A 25944-nucleotide genomic window follows, 5' to 3' on the forward strand; every position below is an offset into this window, starting at 1 on the left:
CCGGCTTTGACCTGCGGGAACAGTCCCTCCCTGGAACGCCGGGGTGGGACGAGGGGGACGGAGAAACGGTGTCGGGAGGCACGTCCGAGAGCGGTTTCGCCGAGCTGTTGCGGGAGTTGAAGGACCGCTCCGGGCACAGCTACGGCACGCTCGCCAAGCGGCTGCACATGAGTACGTCGACGCTCCACCGGTACTGCAACGGGGACGCCGTACCGGCGGACTACGCGCCCGTGGAGCGGCTCGCCCGGCTGTGCAAGGCCACGCCCGAGGAACTCGTGGAGCTGCACCGGCGGTGGGTGCTGGCGGACGCGTGGCGGGGACGGAAGGAGCCGTCGCCGGTGACGGTGACGGAGCCGGTGGCTGAACCCGCACCTGAGCCGGTGCCCGTGGCCGGACCTGAGCCTGAGCCCGAGGCGGTGCGGGCCCCGTCGGCCGGACCTGAAGCCCAGCCGGTGGCGGCGGTGCCCGCCGGGCGCCGCCGTCCCGCCGCTCTCCTCGCCGCCCTGACCGTCACCGCGCTGCTCGGCACCGTGGCGGTCGTACTGAACCTGCCCCCCGGGCACTCCGGGGACGGAGAGCGGGACGGCCGGGACGCCAAGGGCGCCGCGGCCACCTGGTCAGCCGCCGCCCGGGACAGCGCGTCGCCGGTGCCGACGGCCGGGAGCCCGGCGCCGCACCGGTCCGCCACCCGCTCGGCCTCCCCCTCACCCGAGGCCCCCGCCGCCCGCAGCGGATCCCCGGCGGGCGGCTCGGCCGCCGCCACGACCGACCGGACGACGGCCGCCCCGCCCCTCACGGTCACCACGCACCCCTTCAGCTGGGAGAGCCCCTGCTCCCAGCACTACCTGATCGACCGGCCGCCCACCGCCGTCGCCCCGCCGCCACTGGAGCAGGACGCGCCCGCCTGGGTGGACGTGCACAAGGCGGTCTCGGCGGGGGAGCAGTTCGTCACCTTCACCGTGCAGGGCACCGGCGAGGAGACCGTCGTCCTGGAGAAGCTGTCCGTGCGCATGGCGGGCAAGCGGTCCCCGCTCGCCTGGAACGACTACGCCATGGGCTATCCCGGCGTCGGCTGCGGCGGCGGTGTGCCGACCCACTCCTTCACCGTCGCCCTGGACGCGATGCGCCCCGCGCCCGTACCGGAGGCCGGGAGCCGGGACTTCCCGTTCAAGGTGAGCCGGTCCGACCCCGAGGTCTTCTACGTCACCGCGGACGCGTCCGCCTACGACGTCAGCTGGTACCTGGAGCTGTCCTGGTCCAGCGGGGACCGGCACGGCACGCTGGTGGTCGACGACGCCGGCCGGCCGTTCCGCACCAGCGGCAACAACGGCCGGCCCGCGTATGCCTTCCCCCTCGGCGGCGAGCAATGGGGACCGGCGTCGGAGGCGAACTGACGCCGCCGGTTCACTCCCACCAGAAGGACCAGCTCGTGGCGCCGACCAGCTCCTTGGCGTACGCCCCCACACTCCCCGGGCCGCTCTGCACCACGGCGTTCGGGCACAGGGCGTAGTGCTCGGCGGCCAGCACCTCGGCGGCGTCGAGGGCGGTGGGCGGCGCCGCGACGGACACCACCAGGGCGTCCGGCCCGAGCGCCACCACCCGGACCCCGAACCGGTCCTCCCACGACCGCAGCACCGCGCAGACCCGGGCCACGTCGCCGTCGTGGTCCAGGGTGCCGGTCCAGCCGATCGCCGCCGGTATGTCGGCGGACCGGCGGGCCGGTACGAGGGCGAGGTGCGGCTCCTCCACCCACTCGGCCCATGTGCTCAGGTCCTGGTGCAGCGCGTCGGCGACCTGCGCGGCCCGGCTCCCCGGATCGGCGGCCAGGAGCCCGGCGGACGCGAGCCCCGGCCACTGGACGCCGAACGGCTCGATCTCCTCGCCGGCGTACCCGTCGGTCTCCTCCGTCCAGTACTCCGACAGCACCTCCTCGGCCTCGTGGTCCCCCGGGTACGACGCCTCGCCCGGCAGCAGCACCCAGTCCTCGACCCCGGCCCGGCAGCCGGCCAGGTCCACCAGCACCGGCAGCAGCCCGGCACGGGACGCCGGCGCACCCAGCGCCTTCCAGGTGCCGGGCGAGGAGGGCTTCTCCGCGTGCCACAGCAGGGGCTCGTGCCAGGGGCCGTCGTCCGTCTCGTCCACCAGCCTGCCGGGCGGCAGCCGGAGGCCGAGGGAACGCCCACTGGGGTCGGTGGCCAGCTTGGGCAGCGGGTTGGGAAGAGTCGCCATACCGGTGACTGTAAAGCCCGCCACTGACAACGCCGTTGAGCTGCGCGGTCGCCGTGGCGGGCCGGGCGTCCGACCCGGTGTCAGACCAGGGTCGTGATGCAGAACGGGTGCCCCGCCGGGTCCAGCAGGACCCGCCAGCGGTCCGGCTGCGGCTGGACCTCCGGCTTGGTCGCGCCCAGCTTCAGCAGCCGCTCCTCGGCCGTGTCCAGGTCGTCCACACCCACCTCGATGTGGGCCTGCTTCTCCTGGGCCGGGTCCGGCCAGGTGGGGCGGCGGTAGTCGGCCAGGCGGTTGAAGCCCAGGCCCGGCGCGCCGTCCTTGCCGCCCAGGAAGACGAAGTCGTCGGAGGTGTAGGCGACGGAGAGGCCGAACATCCCGCCGTAGAAACGGGACAGTTCGACCGGGTCGGCGCAGTCGAAGGTGACGGCGGCGTAGCGGAAGACGGGTGCGGAAGCGGTGTCTGTGCTCATGGGGACGACCGTAGGACATGACCCGGACAGATACGGTCCTGGTCGTGCGGACCCATGTGGAAGACTTCCGCCCGTGCTCAGCGCCTCCGCCCGCCTGCTCCGCCTGCTCGCGCTGCTCGCCGCCCGGCCCTCCTGGACCTGTGCCGAGCTGGCCGGGCGCATGGCCGTCACCGACCGCACGGTCCGGCGGGACATCGCCAGGCTGCGGGAACTCGGGTACACCGTCGACTCCGACGCCGGTCCCTGGGGCGGTTACCGGCTCCGGGCGGGCTCGCGGGTGCCTCCGCTCATCCTGGACGACGAGGAGGCGCTGGCCGTGGCGGTGGGGCTGCGGGAGGCGGCACTCGGCGGCGCGCTGGGCGGCGACCAGGCGGCCCTGTCCGCGCTGCTGAAGCTGCGGCAGGTGCTGCCGCCCCGGATCGCCGAGCGGCTGGCGGAGTGGGACGACGCCCTCGTACGGCTCGACTGGCCCGAAGAGCCACGCATCCGGCCCGGCATGCTGCTGGAGCTGGCCGCCGCCTGCCGGCGCGGTGAGCGGGCCCGGCTGTCGTACCGCGACGGACAGGACCGGCACACGGTCCGCGACGTCGATCCCTACCGGCTCGTCCACACCGGCCGGCGCTGGTACTTCGTCGCCCGGGACGTCGCCCGGGGCTGGCGGACCTTCCGGGCCGACCGGGTCGAACGGCTCCAGCCCACCGGCCGGCCCGTGGAGATCACCGACCCACCGGACCCGGCCCACCTCGTCTCCCGCAACACCGCCAACGGCCCCTACCCGATGTCGGCCACCATCCGGCTGCCGCTGCCCATGGCGGACGCGCTGCGGGTCGTACCCCCCACCGTCGGCACCCACCGCGCCGACGGCCCGGACGCCACCCTCGTGGACATCGGCGGCCCGGACCCGGACGGCCTCGCCCGCTACCTGCTGGGCCTCGCCACCCCCCTGCGCGTCCTCGCCCCGGCCGCCGTACGGGAGGCACTGGCGCGGCGGGCGCGGGAGCTCGCCGAGGAGAACGCGGCCCCGGAACCGGCACGGCCGGCGGGCGTCAGCGGGAGCGTTCCGCCAGTGTGAGCAACAGGTGGGCGGACTCGGCCCGCTGGAAGTCCGAGTGGGCGCCCGCGGGGGCAAGGCGGGTGAGCCTGCCGCCCCGGTAGAGCCAGCCGGCGTCCACGTTGACGATGCGGTGGTCCAGTGCCTGCTGCGGATACACGGCGTCCGTGGGGAGCAGCCGGGTGGGGAACGGGGGCACCGGAGCGGCGCCGGCACCGGAGTGCCCGATGCCGGGGGCTCCCTCCGCGCGCAGGTGCCAGAAGCCCGTGGCCCGGTCCCAGCGGGAATGCGTCAGGACGAGCGGCCCCCGCAGCGGCGCGCCCAGGGTCTCCCCGGAGGGGAACAGCCTGGGGAAGTGGCGGAGGAACGCGTCGCGGGGAGCGGCCATCTGGAAGATCAGCATGCTGTCGACCGTGAAGGGCTGCCGGGGGTCGCGGGGGGTGCTCCAGCCGAGGACAGGGGGGCGCGGCGGTCGTTCGGCCGCCCGCTGCACCGCCTCGCAGAGGAACCGTCCGCCGAAGGAATGTCCCACGAGGTGCAGGTACTGCCCCGCGCGGTTGGCCAGGACCGAGGGGTGGGCCGGATGGGCGCGCCGGTCGTCCAGGTAGCCGAGCAGGTGGGCGAGTACGTAGGGCGCCTGGCCGGCGCCCTGGGCGCTCATCGCGTGCGCCCGGTCCCGGATCCTGCGGTAGCCCCGCAAGGAGGGCAGGCTGGAGGAGGGCCAGCGGACCACCACGCACCAGGGCCGGTAGCCCGCGGTCACGCCCGGATACCGTCCTGGCCGGGCGGACCGCAGGTCCAGCGCGTGCCGCAGCAGCCGCGCCGCGGTCTGGGTCGCCGTGCCGGGGGCGGTCTGCCAGCCGTGGACGTACACGTAGATGTCGCTCGCCCAGGCGGGGATCCGCAGATGGCGTTCCAGATGCTCGCGGACCCTCGGGGCCGGTACCGGCACGCGGGTGCCCGGAACCTGGATCCTGCCCTGTTCGTCCAGGTCGATCTCCGCGGGCCGTGGCAGGGGCCTGGGGTCCGCCGGCGTGCGGGTCACGAGGAGAGGTCCAGTCTGCTGTCGAGGCCGCAGTGCAGCGAGTAGGTGAGGGCGAGGGGGTTGCGGAAGCCCTCGGCGAAACGGCGCACCAGTTGCAGGCTGATCTCTCCGGCCGTGTGGTTCCCGCTCAGGTAGAGGTTCAGGAACTCGTACGCGTACTCGCTCGCGAAGTCCTGGGGTATCTCGATCTGCGGTCCCAGCACACCGTCGGCCCCGAACTTGATGAGGGCCTGGCCGAGGTGTTCCAACTGGGGAGCGGCAGCCGGCTGTCCCGCGTGGCAGGCGTTGAGCAGGACGAACGGCTTGAAGCGGGTGCGCGCGGTGTAGTCGATGCGCCTGCGCCTGAGTTCGATGCTGTCGGCGTCGATGTGCTGCTCGTCGGAGAGCCGGAGCACCAGGTGCGGATGGGGCGAACCGTTGTCGACGAAATGACCGTGGCACCAGAAGTACATGAGGTCCTCGTCGAAATGCGCACCGGACAACGCTTCCAGGAGCGGGCCGGCCTCGGTGCGCACGGTCAGCCGGGAGCGTTCCTCCAGCAGTTTGCGCACGTCGGGTGCTCTGCCGACCGAGTCCAGCTGGGTGTCGGTGTTGAGGCTGGTGATCGCCTGGGCCCGGGCGCCCCAGGGGAAGTCGTACTCCGGCCAGGTGCCGCCGGTCTGTTCGATCTGGTGACGGTGGCCGAGGAAGGAGCCCCACGGCCCGCCGTGGTCCCTCGGGTCCAGGGAGAGCATGGGCCAGGGCAGATAGATGTCCGAGTCGAAGCTGATCCGCAGCGACCGCTCGCCGCCCAGGATGTCCGTGAAGAGGGCCCGCAGCGAGCGCTCCTCGTGGGTGTCGCCGCCGAGCAGGCAGTCGAGCAGGTAGGCGCCCTCCTCGGCCATCTCGCCCGTCAACCGGTCCATCAGACCGGCGTGCGCGGACAGGTCCGCGGACTCGGCGAGCGGGTAGCGGACCTCTCCGTCGATCGTCTCCGTGTGGCAGACCAGGCGGTCCCGCCACATCGTCCGCAGTCTCGCGGCCTTGCGCACCAGGGTCGGGGCCGTGATGGACAGGGAGGCACGAGGCGACCGGGTGCGCACCCGGGGCACAGCCGATCCCAGGACCAGCAGATCGAGGTCGCCTCCGTGGACCTGGCGCAGCACGACGCTGAGATCCAGCGGTTCACTGCGCGACGGGTTCTTGTCCGAGCCGGTGCGCTGCCGTGGCAGCACCGTGTAGTCGAGCGAGGGATTGCTGCGTATGTCGACGGTCAGGTCCTGGGGCATGGTCGGTCAGTCTCTCCCCGGGGAACTCGGGACAGGGGGTGCGGGGACGTGGACGGTCGCCTCCAGGTCCTGTAGCACGAAGCCGTACTCCTGGTCGTAGACGGTGAACCGAAGCCGGTGCGCGCCGGGTTCCTTGGCGGTGAAGCCGAACCGGGCCGGCTCGCCCCCGGCCGTGTATTCCTGCGCGGCCGGCTCGATCACCGCTGCCGTGCGCGCTCCCGCCACCAACAGCAGCGGCGGCAGTTCGGGCGCCGCCGTGCCCCCGGAGCGTTCCAGCCACACCTCGATGGCCGCTTCGGTTCCGACGCCCGGGTCGTCCAGGAGGGTCATGCGCGGCAGCCAGGCGGGCCGCAGCCGGGCCAGCTGGGCGCGGAGCGCCTCCAGGCGTGGGTGGTCCGGCCCGAGCACCCGCTCCCAGCGCGTCAGCAACTCGTCGTGGGACGGCTCCGCGTCGTGCTGTTCCGCCTCCGCGCGGACGAACGCCAGCATGGTCAGGCTGTCCAGCGTCTCCGGAGCGTCGGGGCCGAGGACGTGTTCGCGTCCGGCGTGTACCGCCCGCAGCAGCCGTTCGGCTCCTTCGGCGTCGCCCGCTTCGGCCATCGCGCGGGCCAGACTCTCCGTCCAGGTGGGACAGCCGTCGTCGGCACGTTCCAGGCACACCATGACGACCGACCTGGCACGGTCGTCGGCGCTGCCGTCCGCCGCTCGCCGGTGAGCCTCGGCGATGCCCTCGGGAGTGCTGGGGAACCCCGAGTGTTCCAGCAGCCGGGCCCGGTCGGCGAGCGACGCCCGCTGGACGGCGAGGGCCCCCTCGGGGTCGTCCGCCTGGAGCAGCGCGTAGGCCAAGTGGTCCCGTAACTGGAGCGGGACGCGATGGCGGGGGCCGTACACCCTCGCCGCGTCCTCGACGAGCCGTTCGAACTGGGCCACCGCTCGCCTCGGCGGGCCGAACTCGGTGGCCAGCAGCGCGAGACGGGCGCGGGCGTGCAGGGTCGTGGGGTGGTCCTCCGCCAGGACGGTACGGCAGTCGCGGAGCAACTCCTCCATGACCGCGATCGCCCGCCAGTGATCACCCGCGTCCCGGCACGCGAAGGCCAGGTCCACTCGCCATTCGACGGTACTGGGGTGCAGGGGACTGTGCAGCCGGAAGCCGTCGGCGACCAGCGAGTCCAGTTCGCCCACGGCCTCCTTGTAGGCACCGCTGAGCCGGAGGACCCGGGTGAGCGCGTCGCGTGCGCTGAGCACGCTGGGGTGGTCGGCGTCCCGCACCCGTAAGAGATCGGCCAGCCGTTCCCGCTGGAGCCGGACGGACCGGGCGAAGTGCCCGGCCGCGCGGTGGGCGAACGCGAGCCTGCCCCGTGCCGTGAACGTCAGCGGGTGATCAGGTCCCAGGAAGCGGACGCAGTCGTCGACGAGCCGTTCGGACAGCCGGATGGCCTCCGCGGTCTCGCCCGATTGCTGACGCACCAGGGCGAGGGAGAGCCGGGCGTTGAGCGTGTCGAGGTGGGAGGCCCCCAGTGTGCGTTCCAGGTCCGCCACCACTGCCACGGCATCGCGCAGGGCGCCGGCGAAGTCGTCGGCGTCGAGCCGTGTGCGGGCCAGCCAGTGCCGTGAGGTGAGGACTTGGGGGTGGTCGTGTTCCTGGACCTGGAGCCGCCGGGCCAGCCAGTGCTCGCGGACCCGGACGGCCCGTTCGTGTTCGCCCGCGCTCCGGCAGGCGTTGGCGAGGTTCTCCCCGGCGACGATCGTGGCCAGGTGGAGGGGGCCCTGGACGCGTTCGCGGTCCGCCACGAGCGCTTCGGACTCGGCGATGGCCCGGCTGTGTTCCTCTGCCAGTTGGTGCGCGAGGGCCAGCCACCTGCGGGCGAGCAACGTCCTGGGATGGTCCGGGTGCCGCAGCCGCCCCCAGTCGTCGACGATCCGCTGGGACAGAAGCGCCGCCCGCTGGTACTCGCCCGCGTCACGGCAGGCGGCGGCCAGATCGTCGAGGGCGTCGAGGGTGTCGGGGTGGTCGGCTCCGTTCAGCCGTGTCCGGGCGGTCCAGATCGCCTCGAACTCGGCGAGCGCGAGCCGGTACTCCTCGGCGTCCCCGTACGACTGGGCGAGGCTTCGACGGGCGTCCAGCGTCTGCGGGTGATCCTCTCCCTTGAGGCGGGTCCACCGGCTGATCACGTCCTCGAACAGGGACCTGGCCTCACCGTGGCGCTCGGCCGCCGCGTACGCGTGGGCGAGGTTCGCCCAGACCACGAGGGTGTCGGGATGGTCTTCGCCGAACACCCGCCGGTAATCGGCCAGGAGCGAGGCGAACCCGTCGATCGCGCGCTGGTGATGACCCGCGTACTTGTGGCCGAGCGCCACCTCGTTGCGTGCGATCAGTGTGATCCGGCTGTCCGCGCCGTGGAGCCGGACGCGGTCCCTCAGGACGTCCTCCTGGATCTCGATCGCGCGCCGGTATTCGCAGGCGGACCGCAGCGACCAGGCCAGCTGGTGCCTGGCCTCCAGCACAGAGGGGTGGTCGGCTCCCTGGACCCGCCGACGGTCCGCGACGAGTGCCTCCCACGCGGAGACCGAACGGTAGTACTCGCCGGCCAGCCGATACGCCTCGGCGAGCCAGCCCCTGGTGTTGAGGACGTCCTGGTGATCCGCGCCCAGCGCCCGCTCCATCTCTTCGAGGAGCTCCCGGTACAGGCTGATCGCCGTGGCGTGGTCCTCGGCGGCGGAGTGCGCCCCGCCCAGCGCCCGGCGCGTGAGGTACACGTCCCGGTGCCCGGGGCCCAGGACGCGCACCTGGTCCGCCACCAAGGCGCGGAGTTCGGAAACGGCACGCTCCGGGAAACCCGCCAGCTGACGGCAGCGGGCCAGGCTCCACCGCGTGTCGAGGACCCGGGGGTGGTCGTCACCCATGATCCGGGTCCGGTCGCGCAGGACGCGCTCGTACAGGGCGATGGCCTGGTCGTACTCGGAAGCGGCCTGGTACGCGTAGGCGAGGTTCTCGGCGGCGGTCAGTGTGGCGAGGTGGTCCTCCCCCTGGACACGGGTGCGGTCGTCGAGGAGGTCCTGGAGCTCCACGATCGCCCTGGGGTGGTCCCCGGCCAGCTGCCGGGCGTAGGCGAGGGCGTTGCGGGTGGACAGTGTCTCGGGGTGCTCCGGGCCCCGGACCCTGGCGTAGTCCTCGACCAGGTGCTCGTACTCCGCGAGCGCCTGCGCGTAGTCCGCGAGGACCCGGTGGGCGTAGGCGATGTCCTCACGGTAGTCGAGCGTGTCGGGATGGTCGGGGCCCTGGCACCGTTCACTGTCCTCGGCCAGGGACGCGAACTCCGGGAGGGCCGCGGCGGGGCCCTTGGCGTCCATCAGGGCGTACGCCAGGCTCTGGCGGGTCTTCAGCGTTTCCGGATGGTCCTCGCCCTGGATACGTCCGCGCTGGGCCCGCAGGGCCGTGTACAGGGAGACGGCCTGCTGTCGGTCGCCCGCCGCCTCATGGGCGGAGGCCAGCCAGCCCCTGCTCGTCAGGGTGTCGGGATGGTCGGCGCCCAGGACCCGCTCCCGGTCGGCCACCGCCTGCTCGTACAGCCGCAGTGCGAGCCGGTGGTCGCCGGCCCTGAGGTGCGCGTAGGCCAGGTTGTTGCGGCTGGTGAGGGTGTCGGGGTGGTCGTCGCCGAGGACGCGCCGGCGGTCCGCGACCACGGCCTCGAACTCCTCCACCGCACGCCGGTAGCGACCTGCCATCTGACGCGCGTAGGCCAGGTCGTTGCGGCTGGTGAGGGTGTCGGGGTGGTTGTCACCGAGGACGCGCCGGCGGTCCGCGACCACGGCCTCGAACTCGCGCACGGCGGCCAGCACGTCGCCGGCCTTCCGGTACGCGTACGCGAGCCTGTGCCTGCCGGCCAGCGTCGATGCCGCGTCTCCGCCCGACAACCGCAAGCGGTCGCGGAAGGCTTCCTGGCACAGCCGTACGGCCTTGGCCGGGTCACCGGCCTTCGCGTGCAGCTCGGCCAGACGGTCCTGGTCGGCGAGGGTGGCGCTGTCGTCCGGGGCCAGCAGCCGAAGCTGGTTCTCGACCACGCGCTCGACCAGGGGGATGGCCAGCACATGCTGCTCACGGGCGACGAGTTCGTCGGCCGCGCGCCGGTACATCTCGGTCACTTCGTGGCGGGGGGTGCTCGACGGCCCGGTCTTCGCCAGCGCCTGCACGTGCGGAAGCCACCGCTGCCAGACTCCCCGCTCCGCCTCGCCGCCCAGGGCGGACGTGTCGGGGAGCGCCCTGGCCAGGGCCCGTTCGGCACGACCGCGGATGTCGGCCGCCCTGACGGAAGCCGCGGCACGGAGGGTCTTCTGCATCAGCCGGTGCAGCGAGACGGAGTCCCCGGCCACGCTGACCAGGTTGTAGTCGGCCAGCATCTCGACGGCGGTCCGTGCCTCGGCCTCGCTGTCCGCCAACGACAGGAGCACCCGCACCGGGAGCGCCTCGGGCGCGTACCAGGCCAGTGCCATCAACAGGTCCACAGCGACCGGGCAGCGCTCGCCGATCGCTCGCGAACTGGTGCGCCAGATCTGCGTGATGGCCCGGTCCAGCCCCTCGGACGGTGCCGTCGTCTCCAGTGCGTCGCCCGCGGTCGCGACCAGCTTCGAGCGGTAGGAGGCGAAGGACGTGCCGGTCTCGCGCACGTAGGCCGCGGCCTGTGCCAGGGCCAGGGGGAGATGCCCCAGGTCCGACGCCAGCAGACCGGCCTGCCTCCGCTCCGCCGCGGTCGGGCGGCGATCGGGGAACGCCACGGTGCACAGCAGGTCGACGGCCAGGTGCGGGGACAGCACATCGAGGCTCACCAGGTGCGTACCCGCCCGCCATCCGGCTCGCCGGCGGCTCGTGACGAGCTGGTGGCCGTGACCGAAGAGCCGGCTGAGGTACGGGTTGACGTGGAGCGGCTCGTTGACGTTGTCGTAGACGACCAGCCAGCCGGGGTGGGCTTGCAGCCACCTCACGGCCCACTCGGTGCGCTCCCTGGCACCGGCGCCCAGCGCCCAGTCCGGGTAGACGCGGACGGCCAGATCGGCGAGAGCCGAAGCGATCTGCTCCTCGCTCTCGGCGGTGATCCACCACACCAGCGAGTAGTCGCCGAGGTGCGCGTGCGCGTAGTGGAGGGCCAGTGTCGTCTTGCCCACACCGCCGAGGCCGTGGACGGCCGCTGCCTGACAGATGACGCCCGCGCCGGACGTCAGCGACTCACGGAGCCCCCGCAGAGCGTCCGTCCGGCCGATCAGACCGTCCTTGGCGGCGGGAAGGTTGTGCAGCCCCGGGGGCGCGGACAACCAGGCAGTGGCCGCCCTCGCCGCGGCGGGGAGCACCACCGCGCGTTCTTCCAGATGCGGATTGCCGCCCGCGTCGATCGCTTTCGCACGCCACAGGGCGGTCGCCCCATCGGCCTGCCCCAGCAGGTTCTCGGCGGTCAGCGAGCCCTGGGCGGTGATCATCGCGGCCATCGGATGTGATGGCCGTCCACGACCGACAGGGAGGTCCCGGGACGAACGGAACCTAACTCAGGCGAGATCACCACGACCAACGAGCCCCCCGATGCCACCGCCCCACGCCCGCCAGAGTCTCCCGGCGGGCAACCAACCGTACTGAAACGGCTGCGAGTTGTCACGACCGACAGCCCCGCGCCCCGGGGATCGCGGGACGCGGAGCCGAGCGCGCATGCCGTCAGAGCTTCTCGGGCGTGCGGATGCCCAGCAGGGCCATGCCCTGGTGCAGGGTGCGGGCCGTGACGTCGCACAGGAAGAGGCGGTTCTCCACCTGCGCCGGGGTCTCGGCGCGCAGCACCGGGCACTTGTCGTAGAACGACGTGTACAGCGACGCCACCTGGTACAGGTACGCCGCCAGCTTGTGCGGGGCGTACTCCGTGGCCGCCTCCCGCACCGTCTCCGCGAAGGAGTCCAGGTGCAGGCCGAGGGCACGCTCGGCGTCCGCCAGGGCCAGCTCCGGGTGGGCCGCCGGGGAGACCTCGCCGGCCTTGCGCAGGATCGACTGGATACGGGCGTACGCGTACTGGAGGTAGACGGACGTGTCGCCGTTCAGCGAGACCATCTGGTCCAGGTCGAACTTGTAGTCCCGGTTCGCCGACGTCGACAGGTCCGCGTACTTCACCGCGCCGATGCCCACCTGGGCGCCCCGCTCGGCGATCTCCTCCTCGGACAGGTCCTGCGCCTTCTCCCGGACCACGGCCGAGGCGCGGTCGATCGCCTCGTCCAGCAGGTCGACCAGGCGGACCGTCTCGCCCTCACGGGTCTTGAACGGCTTGCCGTCCTTGCCGAGGACCGTGCCGAAGGCCAGCTGCACCGCCGTCACGTCGTCGTTCAGCCAGCCGGCCCGGCGGGCGGTCTCGAAGACCATCCGGAAGTGCAGGGCCTGCCGGGCGTCCACCACGTACAGCAGGGTGTTCGCCTTGAGGTTGAAGACGCGGTCACGGATCGCCGAGAGGTCGGTGGCCGCGTAGCCGTAGCCGCCGTCCGACTTCTGCACGATCAGCGGGACCGGGTTGCCGTCCGGGCCCTTGATGTCGTCGAAGAAGACGCAGAGCGCGCCTTCGGAGCGGACCGCGACACCCGACTCCTCCAGGAGGCGGCAGGTCTCGGCCAGCATGTCGTTGTACCCGGACTCGCCGACGATGTCCGCGTCCCGGATCTCCATGTCCAGCTTCTCGAAGACGGAGAAGAAGTAGATCTTCGACTCGTCCACGAACCTCTGCCACATGGCGAGCGTGTGCTCGTCCCCGGCCTGGAGGTCGACCACCCGGCGCCGGGCCCGCGTCTTGAACTCCTCGTCGGAGTCGAACTTCTTCCGCGCGGCCTTGTAGAGGCGGTCGAGGTTCGACATCGCCTCCTCACCCGTCACCCGGGCGTCCTTGTGGTCCAGCTCGTGCGGGTGCTCGTCCAGGTACTGGATGAGCATGCCGAACTGGGTGCCCCAGTCGCCGATGTGGTGCCGGCGGACCACGTTCTCGCCGGTGAACTCCAGCAGCTGCACCACCGAGTCGCCGATCACCGCACTGCGCAGGTGGCCGACGTGCATCTCCTTCGCCACGTTCGGCTGCGCGTAGTCGATCACCGTCGTACCGGGCTGCTCGGCGTACGGCACGCCGAGGCGGCCCGTCTCGTCCGCGTACCGCGCGGCCAGGTTCCCGGTGATCGCCTTGTCCGCGATCGTGATGTTCAGGAAGCCGGGCCCGGAGACCTCGACGTCCTTGATCACGTCACCGGTCACCACCTGGGAGACGACCTGGGTCGCCAGCTCCCGGGGGTTCGCCTTCGCCTTCTTGGCCAGGGCCAGGATGCCGTTGGCCTGGAAGTCGGCCCGGTCGCTTCGTCGCAGCAGCGGGTCCGCGCCGGCGGCCTCGGGCAGGGTGGCCGAGAGGGCGGACGCGAGGTGCTGCTGGACGTTGTCGCTGAGGGACGTGACCGAGGCCATAGGAGTGGGTGCCGTTCTCCTCGTGGGGATGGATAGACCCAGCCAGTATCCCACGGGGGGTAAAGCCGTTTTCCCGGGCGCGATCCGGTCTGTGAGAATGGAGTGTCACCCCGTTCAGAAAGAAGGACGTGCCGATCGTGGCTCAGAGCACCGAGACCACCGACTGGGTCTCCCGTTTCGCGGATGAGGTCATCGAGAAGTCGGAGCGCCGGGCCCCGGGCAAACCGGTCGTCGTCGCGTCCGGACTCTCCCCCTCCGGTCCGATCCACCTCGGCAACCTCCGCGAGGTCATGACCCCGCACCTCGTCGCCGACGAGATCCGCCGCCGCGGCCACGAGGTCCGGCACCTGATCTCCTGGGACGACTACGACCGGTACCGCAAGGTCCCGGCCGGCGTCGCCGGCATCGACGAGTCCTGGGCCGAGCACATCGGCAAGCCGCTGACCTCCGTCCCCGCGCCGAAGGGCTCGCCGCACCCGAACTGGGCCGAGCACTTCAAGGCCGCGATGATCGAGTCGCTGGCCCAGCTCGGCGTCGAGTTCGACGGCATCAGCCAGACCGAGCAGTACACCTCCGGCGCCTACCGCGAGCAGATCCTGCACGCCATGAAGCACCGGAACGAGATCGACGCGATCCTCGACCAGTACCGCACGAAGAAGGCCCCGAAGAAGCAGCAGCAGAAGCCCCTGGACGAGGCCGAACGGGAGGCCGAGGAGGGCTCCGGCGCCGCGTCCGAGGACGACGGCAGCTCCGGCTCCGCCGGGTACTTCCCGTACAAGCCCTACTGCGGCAACTGCGGCAAGGACCTGACGACGGTCACCTCCTACGACGACGACAGCACCGAGCTGTCGTACACCTGCACCGCCTGCGGCTTCGCCGAGACCGTCCGGCTCAGCGAGTTCAACCGCGGCAAGCTGGTCTGGAAGGTCGACTGGCCGATGCGCTGGGCCTACGAGGGCGTGATCTTCGAGCCCAGCGGCGTCGACCACTCCTCGCCGGGCTCCAGCTTCCAGGTCGGCGGCCAGATCGTCGGCATCTTCGGCGGCGAGCAGCCCATCGGCCCCATGTACGCCTTCGTCGGCATCTCCGGCATGGCGAAGATGTCCTCCTCGCGGGGCGGGGTCCCGACCCCGGCCGACGCGCTGAAGATCATGGAGCCGCAGCTCCTGCGCTGGCTGTACGCCCGCCGCCGGCCCAACCAGTCCTTCAAGATCGCCTTCGACCAGGAGATCCAGCGGCTCTACGACGAGTGGGACAAGCTCGCCGCCAAGGTCACCGAGGGCTCCGCCCTGCCCGGCGACGTGGCCGCGTACACCCGCGCCGTCGGCACCGCCGCCGGTGAGCTGCCGAAGACGCCGCGACCGCTGCCGTACCGCACGCTCGCGTCCGTCGCCGACATCACCGCCGGACACGAGGACCAGGCACTGCGCATCCTCTCCGAGCTCGACCCGGAGCAGCCGCTGGCCTCCCTGGACGAGGTACGGCCCCGGTACGACAGGGCCGAGGCGTGGATCAACACGCACGTCCCCGCCGACCAGCGGACCATCGTGCGCGACGAGCCCGACGCCGAGCTGCTGAAGTCCCTCGACGAGGCCTCCCAGCAGTCCGTACGCCTGCTGCTCGACGGACTCGCCGACCACTGGTCGCTCGACGGACTGACCCACCTCGTGTACGGCGTGCCCAAGGTGCAGGCCGGGTTCCCCGCCGACGCCACGCCCAAGGAGCTGCCCGCCGAGATCAAGACCGCTCAGCGGACGTTCTTCGCCCTCCTGTACCACCTGCTCGTCGGCCGCGACACCGGGCCCCGGCTGCCCACGCTGCTGCTGGCCGTGGGACAGGACCGGGTGCGGCGCCTGCTCGGCGAGTAGGGCGCGTAACCGGCATGAAGAAGGGGCCCTCCACCGGCGGAGGGCCCCTTCTTCATGCCGTTCACGCGATGTGGTCCTCTTCCAGCTCCGCGTTGAAGCGGTTGGTGAAGCGGTTGACCATGCGGTCGGCGTCGCGCGGGGGCAGCGTGATGCCGTACGTCGCCTCCACCGCCTCGCCGAACTGGTGCGGGGTGGGGAAGCTGCCGTCGATCGACTTGCGGAAGACCTGGTAGTAGTCCTCCTCCGTCGGGTCCGGCTGGGGGGTGCCCCCGCCCTCGCCCAGCTCACGGGTGCGGTTCGGACCCACCGGAATGGGGAAGCTGCCGGTCTCCTCCGGGGACGGCTGCTGGAACTGCTCCGGGGGCTGGTCCTCGTACCAGCCCTCGTACTGCTCCTCGGGGGCGTACTGGGGTTCCTGGAGCATGGGGTCGTAGGTGGGGTCGTAACCGCCGTGGTACTCGACCTCCCGGGGGGTCTGGAACCAGGGGCTCTGCTCCTCCACCGGAGGCTCGTCGGGGTGCTGCTCGCTCGGCGGCGCAGCCTGCCGGGGGACGGGCGCCGCCCCGGCGGGACGAGGGCCCGCGACCGCGGGGCGTGCCGCCGCCTCCAGCTGCGGCTGGGGAGCCGGGGGCAGCAGGACCGGTTCGATGCCCGCCGCCGCCAGACCCGCCGGGGCCGTCTCCGCCAGGGGGACGCCGTACCGTGCCAGCCGCAGCGGCATCAGGGACTCCACCGGGGCCTTGCGGCGCCAGGCACGGCCGAAACGGGACCGCAGGCGGGCCTGGTAGACCAGGCGTTCCTGCTCCAGCTTGATGACCTGGTCGTAGGAGCGCAGCTCCCACAGCTTCATACGGCGCCACAGCAGGAACGTGGGCACCGGGGAGAGGAGCCAGCGGGTGAGGCGGACCCCCTCCATGTGCTTGTCGGCCGTGATGTCGGCGATCCGGCCGATCGCGTGCCGGGCCGCCTCGACCGCCACGACGAACAGCACCGGGATCACCGCGTGCATCCCGACACCCAGCGGGTCCGGCCAGGCGGCGGCGCCGTTGAACGCGATCGTTGCCGCCGTCAGCAGCCACGCCGTCTGGCGCAGCAGCGGGAAGGGGATCCGGATCCAGGTCAGCAGCAGGTCCAGGGCGAGGAGGACACAGATGCCCGCGTCGATGCCCACCGGGAACACATAGGAGAAGTTCCCGAAGCCCTTCTTGACGGCCAGCGCCCGGACGGCCGCGTACGAACCGGCGAAGCCGATGCCGGCGATGATCAACGCGCCGGTCACGACCACGCCGATCAGCACGCGGTGCATCCGAGTCAGCTGTAGTGGCGCGGCCACTCGTACTCCCCTCCCATTGCGTGTTGGTGCGCGCAACAGAGTGGCACACGTGTACGGCGAACGTGGTGCCGGTCAGCCGCCACGGCCCTCCGTCAGCCGCCACAGCCCTCCGGTCAGCTGTCCTTCGCGGCCGACGCGGACGCGGACGCGTCGGCGGAGGCCGACTTGGACGGGGACTTCGACGGAGCCCCGGAAGACGACGCCGACTTCGAGGGAGACGCCGGCGAAGTAGCGGTACCACCAGCCCCGTTGGCCGACGACACCGACGCCACGGCCTCCTTCAGGGCCTTCTCCGCGGCCTTCGTCAGGTCGTCGGCGTCCGGCGTCTTCTCACCCGCGAGACCGGCACCGTTGTAGTCGACCGTCACGACGACGTTCTCCACCCGGGCCACGACCGTCTGCTGCTTGAACAGACCTTCCTTCTTCCTCAGGTCGTAGCGCACCGCCATCGCCTCCGCGCCCGTGCCGGACAGCGGTATCGCCTTGGTGTTCTTCGCACCGTCCACCGCCTGCGCGTCCTTCACCTGCCGGGCGTAGTACGCGTGCGCCTGGTCGTCACCGGAGCCGCGCGTGACGTCCGAGTCGAAGCGGAGCAGCGAGACGTTCAGCCAGCGGAACTGGGAGCCCTTGACGCCGTTGTTGTCCAGGCTGTTCCACGAGCAGGAGGCACGCGAGGACGGCTCGTCCGAACTGCCCTTCTTGCCGGACTTGTCGCTCTTCGGGACCAGATCGCCCAGCGTCTTCTTCGACAGCACCGCGCACGCGTCGGGAAGCTTCCCGTACGCCGCCGCCCGCACCGTCGGCGACGCGCTCACCGACGGCTTCGCACTGCTGCTCCCCGCCGACTGCCCGCCGCTCCCGCCACTCGACCCGGCCTTGGAGTCACCCGAGTCGGAGGAGCACGCCGCGGTGATCAGAACCGCGGGAACGGCTGCCGCGCAGACAAGAACGCGGCGCAGGCGCATGGCTCGCTGGTGTCGCTGGGCACGGTCGTCTCGCTGGGCTGCTCGCTGCATGGTTCCTTCACTCATGACGCTCGGTGTTCGTGCGGGTTCCTGCGGGGCCACGGTACGCGGTGAAGGACCTGTGCCGTTTCCGTTCGCGCGCTACGCGGGCGCGGGCGGACGGGACCGGCGAGACCGTCAGCCGCCCAGCGCGTCATCCAGCCGAGAGGCCAGATCACGGGCCCTGTCCTGCATTTCCTTGCTGTCGGGGACCGTTCCCATGGCCATCGGCTGCTCCTCGTACTGGATGGTGACGATGACGTTGGACGTGCGGAACACCACAGTCACCGTCCGCTGTTCGGCCGTCGAACCGGACGTACTGAGCCCGTCGTCCAGATACGCCTCGTCACCGAGGTCGGTCAGCACGCGCGGCTGGAGGTCGGAGGACGCGGCACCGGAGGACGCGTCGGAGGACTCGGAGGAGCCCGGGGAAGCAGGGGAGTTGGAGGAAGGAGGCTGCGTCGAGCCCGGGGAGGCTGCACCACCCGGGAGGCCCTTCGCCGACGAGGACGCGGACGCGGTGGGCGTCGGGGACGAGGGCGGCGCCGAGGAGGTCGCCGGCGCCGGGAGGTCGGCGGCCGTCTCCTTCTCCAGGAACAGCCTATGCGCCTGGTCGTCGTCGCTGACCGTGTTGTCGTACGACACCACGCGCTCGAAGTCGACGGACAGCCGGTCCGTGGCGTCGGCCGACTCGACCTTCCAGTGGCAGCCGACCTTGCGATCGGTGTCGTAGGTGAGCGTGGCGTCGCCCTGGTAGGCCTTGTCCCGCTGCGCCGGGTCGGTGATCTGCTGGATGCCGGGCAGCAGCGCGTCCAGGGTGTCGTGGCCGACCGCGCCGCAGGGCTCGGGGAGCGTGCGGTACCTGCCGGGCTGGGCGGCGGCGGTGGCCGAGCCGGCGTCACCCGGGTTGGCGTTGTCCGCCGGTCCCGTGTCCCCGGAGCCGCTCGTGCAGCCGGCCAGCAGCGCCGCGAGGAGGGCGGCGGTGCCGGTTACGTACGCCTTCCGCTGCACGGTCGGGCTCCTCTCGACGGTGTGCGATCGCTGGTGCTCCAGTGTCCCCGCTGGTTATTCGCTTGCCGCGGCGGGGCGTCCCCTGGAGACAATGTGTATCGCACGCACTGCCGTGGACGCCGGTCCCTTGTCCCTTTTCATCGACCTTGGCGCCGCTTTTGCGTTTTGCCGCTTTCAAGACTTTTGTTATCGCTTCCGGGGGAATGAGGAACGTATGTCGTACGTGGAGATGCCGGGCGCCAAGGTCCCGATCCGGATGTGGACGGACCCGGCGACGGTCGAGGACGTGGCCCTGCGCCAGCTCCAGAACGTGGCGACCCTGCCGTGGATCAAGGGCCTGGCCGTGATGCCGGACGTGCACTACGGCAAGGGCGCCACGGTCGGCTCGGTCATCGCGATGCGGGGCGCGGTGTGCCCGGCGGCGGTCGGGGTGGACATCGGCTGCGGGATGTCGGCGGTGAAGACGTCCCTGACGGCGAACGACCTCCCCGGGGACCTGTCGCGACTGCGGTCGAGGATCGAGCAGGTGATTCCGGTGGGGCGGGGGATGCACCAGGATCCCGTGGAGCCGGGGGACTTCCACGGTCTGGCCACGTCCGGGTGGGAGGACTTCTGGGGGCGGTTCGAGGGGGTCGCGGAGGCGGTGCACTTCCGCAAGAGTCGAGCAATCGGACAAATGGGGACACTTGGGTCGGGGAATCACTTTGTGGAGGTTTGTGTAAGTGAAGATGATTCGGTCTGGCTCATGCTCCACTCCGGCTCCCGGAACATCGGCAAGGAACTCGCCGAGCACCACATCGGCGTGGCCCAGAAGCTTCCGCACAACCAGGGCCTGGTCGACCGGGACCTCGCCGTCTTCGTCGCGGACACCACGCAGATGGCGGCCTACCGCAACGATCTGTTCTGGGCGCAGGAGTACGCCAAGTACAACCGCACGCTCATGATGGCGCTCCTGAAGGACGTGATCCGCAAGGAGTTCAAGAAGGCGAAGCCGACCTTCGAGCCGGAGATCTCCTGCCACCACAACTACGTGGCGGAGGAGCGGTACGGCGGCATGGACCTGCTGGTGACCCGTAAGGGAGCGATCCGGGCCGGCGCCGGTGAGTACGGGATCATCCCGGGCTCGATGGGCACGGGTTCCTACATCGTGAAGGGTCTCGGCAACGAACTGGCCTTCAACTCCGCCTCGCACGGCGCCGGTCGGCGGATGAGTCGGAACGCGGCCAAGCGGCGCTTCTCGACCAGGGACCTGGAGGAGCAGACCCGGGGCGTGGAGTGCCGGAAGGACTCCGGTGTCGTGGACGAGATCCCGGGCGCCTACAAGTCGATCGACCAGGTCATCGACCAGCAGCGGGACTTGGTCCAGGTCGTGGCCAAGCTGAAGCAGGTCGTCTGCGTCAAGGGGTGACGCGAGGGGTCCCGGCTGGAGCCGGAGGCCCCTCGCTATTTGGTCATTGCTCGCTGGGCATCAGCAACCGGCCGTTGCGGAGTCTCCACAGACGAAGGCGACAGCTTTGCTCGGTGCGGCCCAGCTCGTGGGCCACCGCAGTGATGTCGTGAGACCGAAGCAGGGTGAGGTCCTCCTGGGCCGTCCAGTTGCGGCGCGAGTGCACGACACGCATGTCGGGCGGTCGCCTCCAGGATGCGATCGCGTCCGCTTTGACCTGCTTGCGCCCGAGTGACATGCAGCCTGGGTAGTACAGGTCGGCTGCCAGGTCCTGAGCGGCCTCCTTCGCGTACAGGATGTTGTAAGCCTCGTCGCGTGTGTTCCGGTTGACGGTGCGTTCCACGCCAGTGACCTGCTGGGCATAGGAACACACGTAGGTGCTGATGGCCGTGCTTGACGTGGTCAGTGAGAGAATGGGCCAGCCGCGATCTGTGAAGCCCAGCGAGCCGTCGGCGTCGATGAGTCCGCGAAGGTAGTCGCGCTCGGAGAATCCACCGTTCGGGGGAGCAATCGCCCTGGATTTCCTACCGTACGGCAGGCCCAGCTCGTTGAGCCTAATCCTGCCTTCCAAAGAACACAGCGTCCAGGTTGCCGAGTGCTGATTCTCGGCGTAGTTCGTGGACCGCTCTCGCTCGGTGACGCTGCTGCTGTACGGCGTCAGGTGCTTGAACCTGTACAGCAGGTCGATGTCCCTGACATTGAGTTCGACCGTCAGGCGGCCTTTTTGTCCCGGTCCTTGGTGCAAGTGCCCGTCCGCCTGCAAGAACCCGAACATGTACGCGTACTCGGGGACCGTGAGGTCCATGAACCGTGGGGCGTTAGGCTCGCAGTCAGCCACAGGGAAGCCTCCACTTCCTTGCTGGTCAGGCCCTCGTTCGGGACCGGTATCCCGGGCGAGGGCCGTCGAGTTGATCGTGTGTCGCGAGCCTAGGGCGGATGTTCGTGCGCTGATCGGGTGATCGAAGAGGTTCGCCCGTGTGGGTTACCTGCCCCCCGGTTCCAGCGAGTCCAGCCAGCGCAGCAGGCGGGCTCCCTCCTTCGTCATGATGTCCGGGTCGCGCAGGGCGTTGGTCAGGAGGGACATGCCCTGGTAGGCCGCGATCAGGGTGAGGGCGTGGTCGTCGGGGTCGGGGATGCCCCAGGTGCGGAACTGGCCGGCGGTCCAGTCCAGGAGGCGGCGGATCACCGCGCCGGCCTCCGCGTCCAGCGTGCCGTCCGCGCGTTTGTCCAGTTCGACGGCCAGGGTGCCGGTGGGGCAGCCGTGGCGGGCGGCGGTCTCGCGCTGGGCGGTCCATGCCTCGACCAGGGCCTTGAGGCGGTCGCGCGGGGTCGCCAACCGGTCCAGTTCGCCGGTGAGTTCGTCCAGGTGGGCGCGGTGTTCCGCGAGCGCGGCCTGGACCAGTTCGTCCTTGGTCTTGAAGTAGTAGTAGACGTTCCCGACCGGGACGTCGGCCTCGCGGGCGATGTCGGCGAGGGTGGTGCGCTCGACGCCCTGCTCGTGCAGGACCCGGGCCGCCGCCGCCGTGAGTCGCCGGCGCTTCTGTGACGCCTGTGCCCGCCGGTCCACTGAGTTTGTCACCTGACTGACTATAGACAGCCGGGGGTGGTGGGCTGCTAGGTTCACAGTTAGTTAGCTGACTGACTCAGTGGGGGTTCGTGATGATCGCTGTGACCGGTGCCACCGGGAACATCGGGCGTGTGCTGGTGGAGCTGCTGGCGGGGGCCGGTGAGGAGGTCGTGGCCGTGTCGCGGCGGCCGGGAAGCGCGCCGCCCGCGGCCGGGGTGCGGTGGGTCCCGGGCGGGGCCGGGGACGCGGCAGGCATGCGGGCCGCCCTCGACGGTGCCCGCGCCGTGTTCCTGGTCCTGGGGGGCGAGCTGAACTTCCGGGGGGAGAGCCCCGACGCCCTGCTCGATGCGGTCGCGGACGCCGGGGCCGAGCGGATCGTGCTGGTGTCCTCGCAGGCCAGCGCCACCCGGCCCGACGCGCCCTCGCACGCCCGGCTGCGGGCCTTCGAGGCCGCGGTACGCGCGTCCGGGCGGGAGTTCACCATCCTGCGCCCCGGCGGATTCGCCTCCAACGCCCTCGCCTGGGCCGATGCGGTCCGCGCCGAGCGCACCGTCTTCGCCCCCTTCGGCGATGTCGCGCTGCCCGTGGTCGACCCGGCGGACATCGCCGCCGTGGCCGCCGCCGCACTGCGCGAGGACGGGCACACCGGCCGGGTGTACGAGCTGACCGGGCCCGAGCCCATCAGCCCGCGCGAGCAGGCCGAGGTCATCGCCGCGGCCCTCGGCGAGGAGGTGACCTTCGTCGAGCTGTCCCGTGGGGCGGCGCACGCGGGAATGGCGCGGTTCATGCCGGAGCAGGTCGTCGCCGGCACCCTGGACGTCCTCGGCGCACCGCTGCCGGCCGAGCGCAGGGCGAGCGTGGACGTGGAGGCGGTCCTGGGGCGCCCGGCCGCGCCCTTCGCCGCGTGGGTCGCGCGGAACCTGCCGGTGTTCGCCTAGGCCCGGCGGGCTACTTCGCGTGCCGTACGGCGTAGATCATGACGAACGCGATGAAGTGGATGCCGAAGAGGAAGTAGGCCAGGAAGTACCAGACCTGGCGTTCGTCCTTCGTCTCCTGTGCCAGGCGCCGCTTTTCGAAGGTGTCCTCCGCCGGGGAGTTCTCGTCCGTCACAGTTCCCGGTGCACCTTCGTGTTGGACGCCTGGGCGCGCGGGCGCAGGATCAGGAGGTCGACGTTGACGTGGCTGGGGCGGGTCACCGCCCAGGTGATCGTCTCGGCCACGTCGTCCGCGGTGAGGGGATCGGCGACGCCCTCGTACACCTTCTCGGCCCTCTGCGTGTCCCCGCCGAAGCGGGTGAGCGCGAACTCGTCGGTCTTGACCATGCCGGGGGCGATCTCGATGACCCGGACCGGCTGGCCGACGATCTCCAGTCGGAGGGTCTCGGCGAGGACGTGGGCACCGTGCTTGGCGGCCACGTAGCCGGCGCCTCCCTCATAGGTGCCGTGGCCGGCGGTGGAGGAGACGACCACGACCACGCCGTCGCCGCTCGCGACGAGCTTCGGCAGCAGCGCCTGGGTGAGGTTCAGGGTGCCGATGACGTTCGTCTCGTACATCGTGCGCCAGTCCGCCGGGTCGCCGGTGGCCACCGGGTCCGCGCCGAGGGCGCCGCCGGCGTTGTTGACCAGGACGCCGATCGTCTCGAAGGCGGTGGCGAACTCGTCCACGGCGGCGCGGTCGGTGACGTCCAGCTGGTAGGCCACGGCGGAGTGGCCGGCCTTGGTCAGTTCCTCGGCCAGGGCCTCGATGCGGTCCTTGCGGCGGGCGGTGAGGACGACGCGGTAGCCGGCCGCGGCGAGCTGCCGGGCCGTGGCGGCGCCGATGCCGCTGCTCGCGCCGGTGACGACGGCGATGCGGGAGGCGGCGGACGGTGCGGCGGTGGCCATGGCTGCTCCTGGGGCTGCGGCTGGGCGGTCGGTCGAGCGGTTCCGTCCAGCGTAAGTGAGCCTCAGCCGCCGTTTCTCGGCGCCCACATGATGACGGCCATCCCGGCGAGGCAGATCAGCGCGCCGGTGATGTCCCAGCGGTCGGGGCGGTAGCCGTCCGCGACGACGCCCCACAGGATCGAGCCGGCCACGAAGATCCCGCCGTAGGCGGCGAGGATGCGGCCGAAGTGGGCGTCCGGCTGGAAGGTGGCGACGAAGCCGTACGCGCCGAGGGCGAGGACGCCTCCGGTGATCCACAGCCAGCCCCGGTGTTCCCGCACGCCCTGCCAGACCAGCCAGGCGCCGCCGATCTCGAACAGCGCGGCGACGACGAACAGGGCGGCGGAGCGGAGGATCGGCATGGGGGCAGCTTCGCACGCCGTTCCCGCGCCACCGGCGGGGAGGGCGCGTCACCTGGCGGGAGGGCGCCTGGCGGGCGGCTCGCGTGGCGTACCTCCGTACGGCGGCCGGGGATACGGCGGTGCGGTCGCGCGCGAGGAGGGGTGAGGGCAGGCGGATGCGGGCCTGGCTGGCGACCAGGTGGAGGTGCTGCTGATCCCGCGCGACAACAGCCCCGCCGCCGTCACGGTCCGGCTGCGGGAGCGGCCGTCGGCTCAGGCGGGGTTCTCGGTGTCGTAGCGTTCGCGGGCCTCGCGGACCTCGTCGAAGTGGGTCTCGGCCCAGGTCTTCACGGCGGTGAGCAGGCCGGCGAGGCCGGTGCCGAGCGGGGTGAGCGCGTAGTCGACGCGGACCGGGACGGACGGGGTGACCGTGCGGCTGATGATGCCGTCCCGCTCCAGCGTGCGCAGGGTCTGGGTGAGCATCTTGGGACTGACGCCGGCGATCTTGCGGCCGAGGTCGCTGTAGCGCAGGGGGCCGGTGGAGAGGGCGGCGACGACCAGGCTGACCCATTTGTCGCTGAGCCGCCCGAGGAGCTGGTTGGTGGGGCAGTTGCGCAGGAAGGCGTCGTAGTCGGCGCGGGCCTGTTCGCGGCGCTGGGCGGCGGTCGTGGTCGCCATGGGCTCTCCTCCGGGTCGGCTACGCACTCTCAGGTAACTACTTACCTGTGGATAGTAGCTCTCCTACGGTGGGTCGTGCGGCCGGAAAGGTGCCGCGGAATCCGTCAACTGCCTTAGGGCTGAGGAGAGTTGTCATGCGTGCTGCTGTGGTGAGGACGTTCGGCGGTCCGGACGCGGTGGAGATCGCCGAGGTTCCGGTGCCGGAGCCGGGGGCCGGGCAGGTGCGGATCAAGGTGGCCGCGGGCGCGCTGAACCCCGTGGACGCCGGGGTGCGCGCCGGGTTCTTCGGCGGGGCCGGCAAGACGCTCGGGCTCGGCTGGGACGCGGCCGGGACGGTGGACGCGGTCGGGGTGGCCGCCGCCTGGCAGGTGGGCGACCCTGTGGTGGCGCTGGTGCCGGGGGTGTCCGACCCGCTGGGCGCGCACGCCGAGTACGTCGTCGTGGACGCGGGCGCGGTGGCGAAGGCGCCGGCCACGGTGGACGCCGTGCACGCGGGGACCCTGCCGCTGAACGGGCTCACCGCCGTGCAGGCACTGGACCTGCTGGACCTCGCGCCGGGTGCGTCACTGCTGGTGACCGGGGCGGCGGGCGCGGTCGGCGCCTTCGCCGTGCAGCTCGCCGCGCACCGGGGGATCGAGGTGACCGGGCACGCCCGGGCGGGCGACGAGGAGCTGGTGCGGTCGCTGGGGGCCGCGCACTTCACGGCGGGCGGGCCGAGGGCGTCGAGCCGGGGAGCGTGGACGCGGTGCTGGACGCGGCGGTGCTCGGTGAGCCGGCGCTGGAGTGGGTGCGGGACGGGGGCGCGTACATGGGGGTGCGGCCCGGGGCGCACCCCGCGTCGGTGCGCGGGGTGCGGACGGGGGCCGTGGCGGTGACGGCGGACGGGGCCCGGCTCGCGGAGCTGGTCCGGCTGGTGGACGAGGGGGTGCTGACCCTGCGCGTGGCCGGGACCTTCGCCCTGGAGGACGCGGTCAAGGCGCATGCCCGGCTGGCGGAGGGCGGGGTGCGGGGGCGGGTGGTGCTGGTGCCGTAAGGGCCGGGGAGGGGGTGTGGGGAGGGAGCGGTGGAGGGGGCTGGAATACGCGGGGCGGGGTGGCCGTTGGAGGGGTATAGTTGAACGCTCAACAACCTGGAGGGTGAGCGACCATGCAGTTCGGGATCTTTTCGGTCGGCGATGTCACGCCGGACCCGACCACGGGGCGGACTCCGACCGAGCGCGAGCGGATCAAGGCCATGGTCGCCATCGCG

General features: G+C 71.7%; 20 protein-coding genes and 1 pseudogene. 6 read left to right on the top strand and 15 right to left on the bottom strand.

Annotated features, from left to right (window positions below; genetic code table 11):
* The first annotated feature begins 68 nt into the window (after positions 1 to 68).
* Positions 69 to 1394 carry a transcriptional regulator gene (locus IE294_RS40435; protein WP_189894378.1) on the top strand — a complete coding sequence of 442 codons (1326 nt, stop codon included), beginning with the start codon at positions 69 to 71 and terminating at the stop codon, positions 1392 to 1394.
* Positions 1395 to 1404: 10 nt separating this feature from the next.
* On the opposite strand, the gene IE294_RS40440 is transcribed toward IE294_RS40435, so the two are convergent.
* Both IE294_RS40440 and IE294_RS40445 read right to left on the bottom strand, forming a co-directional pair.
* Positions 1405 to 2229, bottom strand: coding sequence for a DUF4253 domain-containing protein (locus IE294_RS40440; RefSeq protein WP_189894379.1), 825 nt, complete (start codon positions 2227 to 2229; stop codon positions 1405 to 1407).
* Positions 2230 to 2309: 80 nt separating this feature from the next.
* On the bottom strand, positions 2310 to 2699 hold the full coding sequence (locus IE294_RS40445) for a VOC family protein (protein ID WP_189894380.1): 390 nt from the start codon (positions 2697 to 2699) through the stop codon (positions 2310 to 2312).
* Positions 2700 to 2772: 73 nt separating this feature from the next.
* Here IE294_RS40445 and IE294_RS40450 point away from each other — a divergent pair, with 73 nt between their 5' ends.
* Positions 2773 to 3771: a helix-turn-helix transcriptional regulator gene (locus IE294_RS40450; RefSeq protein ID WP_189894381.1), complete on the top strand. Its 999-nt coding sequence runs from the start codon at positions 2773 to 2775 to the stop codon at positions 3769 to 3771.
* Here IE294_RS40450 and IE294_RS40455 read toward each other — a convergent pair.
* The 4 genes from IE294_RS40455 to argS all read right to left on the bottom strand — a co-directional run bounded on the left by IE294_RS40455 (position 3746) and on the right by argS (position 13525).
* A complete protein-coding gene (locus IE294_RS40455) occupies positions 3746 to 4795 on the bottom strand; it encodes a hypothetical protein (RefSeq protein ID WP_229917846.1) in 1050 nt (349 codons plus the stop codon). The genes IE294_RS40450 and IE294_RS40455 overlap by 26 nt on opposite strands.
* Positions 4792 to 6063, bottom strand: a complete 1272-nt coding sequence (locus IE294_RS40460; RefSeq protein ID WP_189894382.1) for a CHAT domain-containing protein — start codon at positions 6061 to 6063, stop codon at positions 4792 to 4794. The genes IE294_RS40455 and IE294_RS40460 overlap by 4 nt, the downstream gene beginning before the upstream one ends.
* Before the next feature lie 6 nt (positions 6064 to 6069).
* On the bottom strand, positions 6070 to 11532 hold the full coding sequence (fxsT, locus tag IE294_RS49185; protein ID WP_268252844.1) for an FxSxx-COOH system tetratricopeptide repeat protein: 5463 nt from the start codon (positions 11530 to 11532) through the stop codon (positions 6070 to 6072).
* Between the two features lie 229 nt (positions 11533 to 11761).
* On the bottom strand, positions 11762 to 13525 hold the full coding sequence (argS, locus tag IE294_RS40470) for an arginine--tRNA ligase (RefSeq protein ID WP_189894384.1): 1764 nt from the start codon (positions 13523 to 13525) through the stop codon (positions 11762 to 11764).
* A gap of 128 nt (positions 13526 to 13653) precedes the next feature.
* Between argS and lysS the strand changes: the two genes are divergently transcribed.
* A complete protein-coding gene (gene lysS, locus IE294_RS40475) occupies positions 13654 to 15393 on the top strand; it encodes a lysine--tRNA ligase (RefSeq protein ID WP_189894385.1) in 1740 nt (579 codons plus the stop codon).
* Between the two features lie 61 nt (positions 15394 to 15454).
* On the opposite strand, the gene IE294_RS40480 is transcribed toward lysS, so the two are convergent.
* The 3 genes from IE294_RS40480 to IE294_RS40490 all read right to left on the bottom strand — a co-directional run bounded on the left by IE294_RS40480 (position 15455) and on the right by IE294_RS40490 (position 18741).
* On the bottom strand, positions 15455 to 16699 hold the full coding sequence (locus IE294_RS40480) for a DUF2637 domain-containing protein (RefSeq protein ID WP_189894386.1): 1245 nt from the start codon (positions 16697 to 16699) through the stop codon (positions 15455 to 15457).
* A gap of 140 nt (positions 16700 to 16839) precedes the next feature.
* Positions 16840 to 17742 (bottom strand): DUF3558 family protein, encoded by a 903-nt coding sequence (locus tag IE294_RS40485; RefSeq protein ID WP_189894387.1) that lies wholly within the window; start codon positions 17740 to 17742, stop codon positions 16840 to 16842.
* A 126-nt stretch (positions 17743 to 17868) separates the two neighbouring features.
* Positions 17869 to 18741, bottom strand: coding sequence for a DUF3558 domain-containing protein (locus tag IE294_RS40490; protein WP_189894388.1), 873 nt, complete (start codon positions 18739 to 18741; stop codon positions 17869 to 17871).
* A gap of 214 nt (positions 18742 to 18955) precedes the next feature.
* Here IE294_RS40490 and IE294_RS40495 point away from each other — a divergent pair, with 214 nt between their 5' ends.
* Positions 18956 to 20149 carry an RtcB family protein gene (locus tag IE294_RS40495; RefSeq protein ID WP_189894389.1) on the top strand — a complete coding sequence of 398 codons (1194 nt, stop codon included), beginning with the start codon at positions 18956 to 18958 and terminating at the stop codon, positions 20147 to 20149.
* Positions 20150 to 20192: 43 nt separating this feature from the next.
* On the opposite strand, the gene IE294_RS40500 is transcribed toward IE294_RS40495, so the two are convergent.
* Both IE294_RS40500 and IE294_RS40505 read right to left on the bottom strand, forming a co-directional pair.
* On the bottom strand, positions 20193 to 20993 hold the full coding sequence (locus IE294_RS40500; RefSeq protein ID WP_189894390.1) for an SANT/Myb-like DNA-binding domain-containing protein: 801 nt from the start codon (positions 20991 to 20993) through the stop codon (positions 20193 to 20195).
* A gap of 177 nt (positions 20994 to 21170) precedes the next feature.
* Positions 21171 to 21767, bottom strand: coding sequence for a TetR/AcrR family transcriptional regulator (locus IE294_RS40505; protein WP_189894391.1), 597 nt, complete (start codon positions 21765 to 21767; stop codon positions 21171 to 21173).
* Positions 21768 to 21847: 80 nt separating this feature from the next.
* Between IE294_RS40505 and IE294_RS40510 the strand changes: the two genes are divergently transcribed.
* Positions 21848 to 22693 (top strand): SDR family oxidoreductase, encoded by an 846-nt coding sequence (locus IE294_RS40510; RefSeq protein WP_189894392.1) that lies wholly within the window; start codon positions 21848 to 21850, stop codon positions 22691 to 22693.
* Positions 22694 to 22703: 10 nt separating this feature from the next.
* Here IE294_RS40510 and IE294_RS40515 read toward each other — a convergent pair whose 3' ends face one another.
* The 4 genes from IE294_RS40515 to IE294_RS40530 all read right to left on the bottom strand — a co-directional run bounded on the left by IE294_RS40515 (position 22704) and on the right by IE294_RS40530 (position 24696).
* A complete protein-coding gene (locus IE294_RS40515) occupies positions 22704 to 22865 on the bottom strand; it encodes a hypothetical protein (RefSeq protein ID WP_189894393.1) in 162 nt (53 codons plus the stop codon).
* Entirely contained in the window at positions 22862 to 23638 is a 777-nt protein-coding gene (locus tag IE294_RS40520) for an SDR family NAD(P)-dependent oxidoreductase (protein ID WP_189894394.1), read from the bottom strand. The genes IE294_RS40515 and IE294_RS40520 overlap by 4 nt, the downstream gene beginning before the upstream one ends.
* Positions 23639 to 23700: 62 nt before the next feature.
* On the bottom strand, positions 23701 to 24039 hold the full coding sequence (locus tag IE294_RS40525; protein ID WP_103817826.1) for a YnfA family protein: 339 nt from the start codon (positions 24037 to 24039) through the stop codon (positions 23701 to 23703).
* 252 nt (positions 24040 to 24291) lie between these two features.
* Positions 24292 to 24696, bottom strand: coding sequence for a winged helix-turn-helix transcriptional regulator (locus IE294_RS40530; RefSeq protein WP_189894395.1), 405 nt, complete (start codon positions 24694 to 24696; stop codon positions 24292 to 24294).
* Positions 24697 to 24830: 134 nt separating this feature from the next.
* Here IE294_RS40530 and IE294_RS40535 point away from each other — a divergent pair.
* Positions 24831 to 25729: pseudogene (locus IE294_RS40535) on the top strand (NADP-dependent oxidoreductase).
* The last annotated feature ends 215 nt before the right edge of the window (positions 25730 to 25944 follow it).

The organism is Streptomyces canarius, from assembly GCF_014650735.1.
Classification (GTDB): domain Bacteria; phylum Actinomycetota; class Actinomycetes; order Streptomycetales; family Streptomycetaceae; genus Streptomyces; species Streptomyces olivaceoviridis.

What these genes read in the sequence shown, in the direction of transcription:
- IE294_RS40440 (WP_189894379.1), bottom strand. Translation starts at nt 2,229, where the DNA reads ATGGCGACTCTTCCCAACCCGCTGCCCAAGCTGGCCACCGACCCCAGT.
- IE294_RS40445 (WP_189894380.1), bottom strand. Translation starts at nt 2,699, where the DNA reads ATGAGCACAGACACCGCTTCCGCACCCGTCTTCCGCTACGCCGCCGTC.
- IE294_RS40460 (WP_189894382.1), bottom strand. Translation starts at nt 6,063, where the DNA reads ATGCCCCAGGACCTGACCGTCGACATACGCAGCAATCCCTCGCTCGAC.
- fxsT (WP_268252844.1), bottom strand. Translation starts at nt 11,532, where the DNA reads ATGATCACCGCCCAGGGCTCGCTGACCGCCGAGAACCTGCTGGGGCAG.
- argS (WP_189894384.1), bottom strand. Translation starts at nt 13,525, where the DNA reads ATGGCCTCGGTCACGTCCCTCAGCGACAACGTCCAGCAGCACCTCGCG.
- IE294_RS40480 (WP_189894386.1), bottom strand. Translation starts at nt 16,699, where the DNA reads ATGCACCGCGTGCTGATCGGCGTGGTCGTGACCGGCGCGTTGATCATC.
- IE294_RS40485 (WP_189894387.1), bottom strand. Translation starts at nt 17,742, where the DNA reads ATGCAGCGAGCAGCCCAGCGAGACGACCGTGCCCAGCGACACCAGCGA.
- IE294_RS40495 (WP_189894389.1), top strand. Translation starts at nt 18,956, where the DNA reads ATGTCGTACGTGGAGATGCCGGGCGCCAAGGTCCCGATCCGGATGTGG.
- IE294_RS40500 (WP_189894390.1), bottom strand. Translation starts at nt 20,993, where the DNA reads ATGGACCTCACGGTCCCCGAGTACGCGTACATGTTCGGGTTCTTGCAG.
- IE294_RS40510 (WP_189894392.1), top strand. Translation starts at nt 21,848, where the DNA reads ATGATCGCTGTGACCGGTGCCACCGGGAACATCGGGCGTGTGCTGGTG.
- IE294_RS40520 (WP_189894394.1), bottom strand. Translation starts at nt 23,638, where the DNA reads ATGGCCACCGCCGCACCGTCCGCCGCCTCCCGCATCGCCGTCGTCACC.
- IE294_RS40525 (WP_103817826.1), bottom strand. Translation starts at nt 24,039, where the DNA reads ATGCCGATCCTCCGCTCCGCCGCCCTGTTCGTCGTCGCCGCGCTGTTC.
- IE294_RS40530 (WP_189894395.1), bottom strand. Translation starts at nt 24,696, where the DNA reads ATGGCGACCACGACCGCCGCCCAGCGCCGCGAACAGGCCCGCGCCGAC.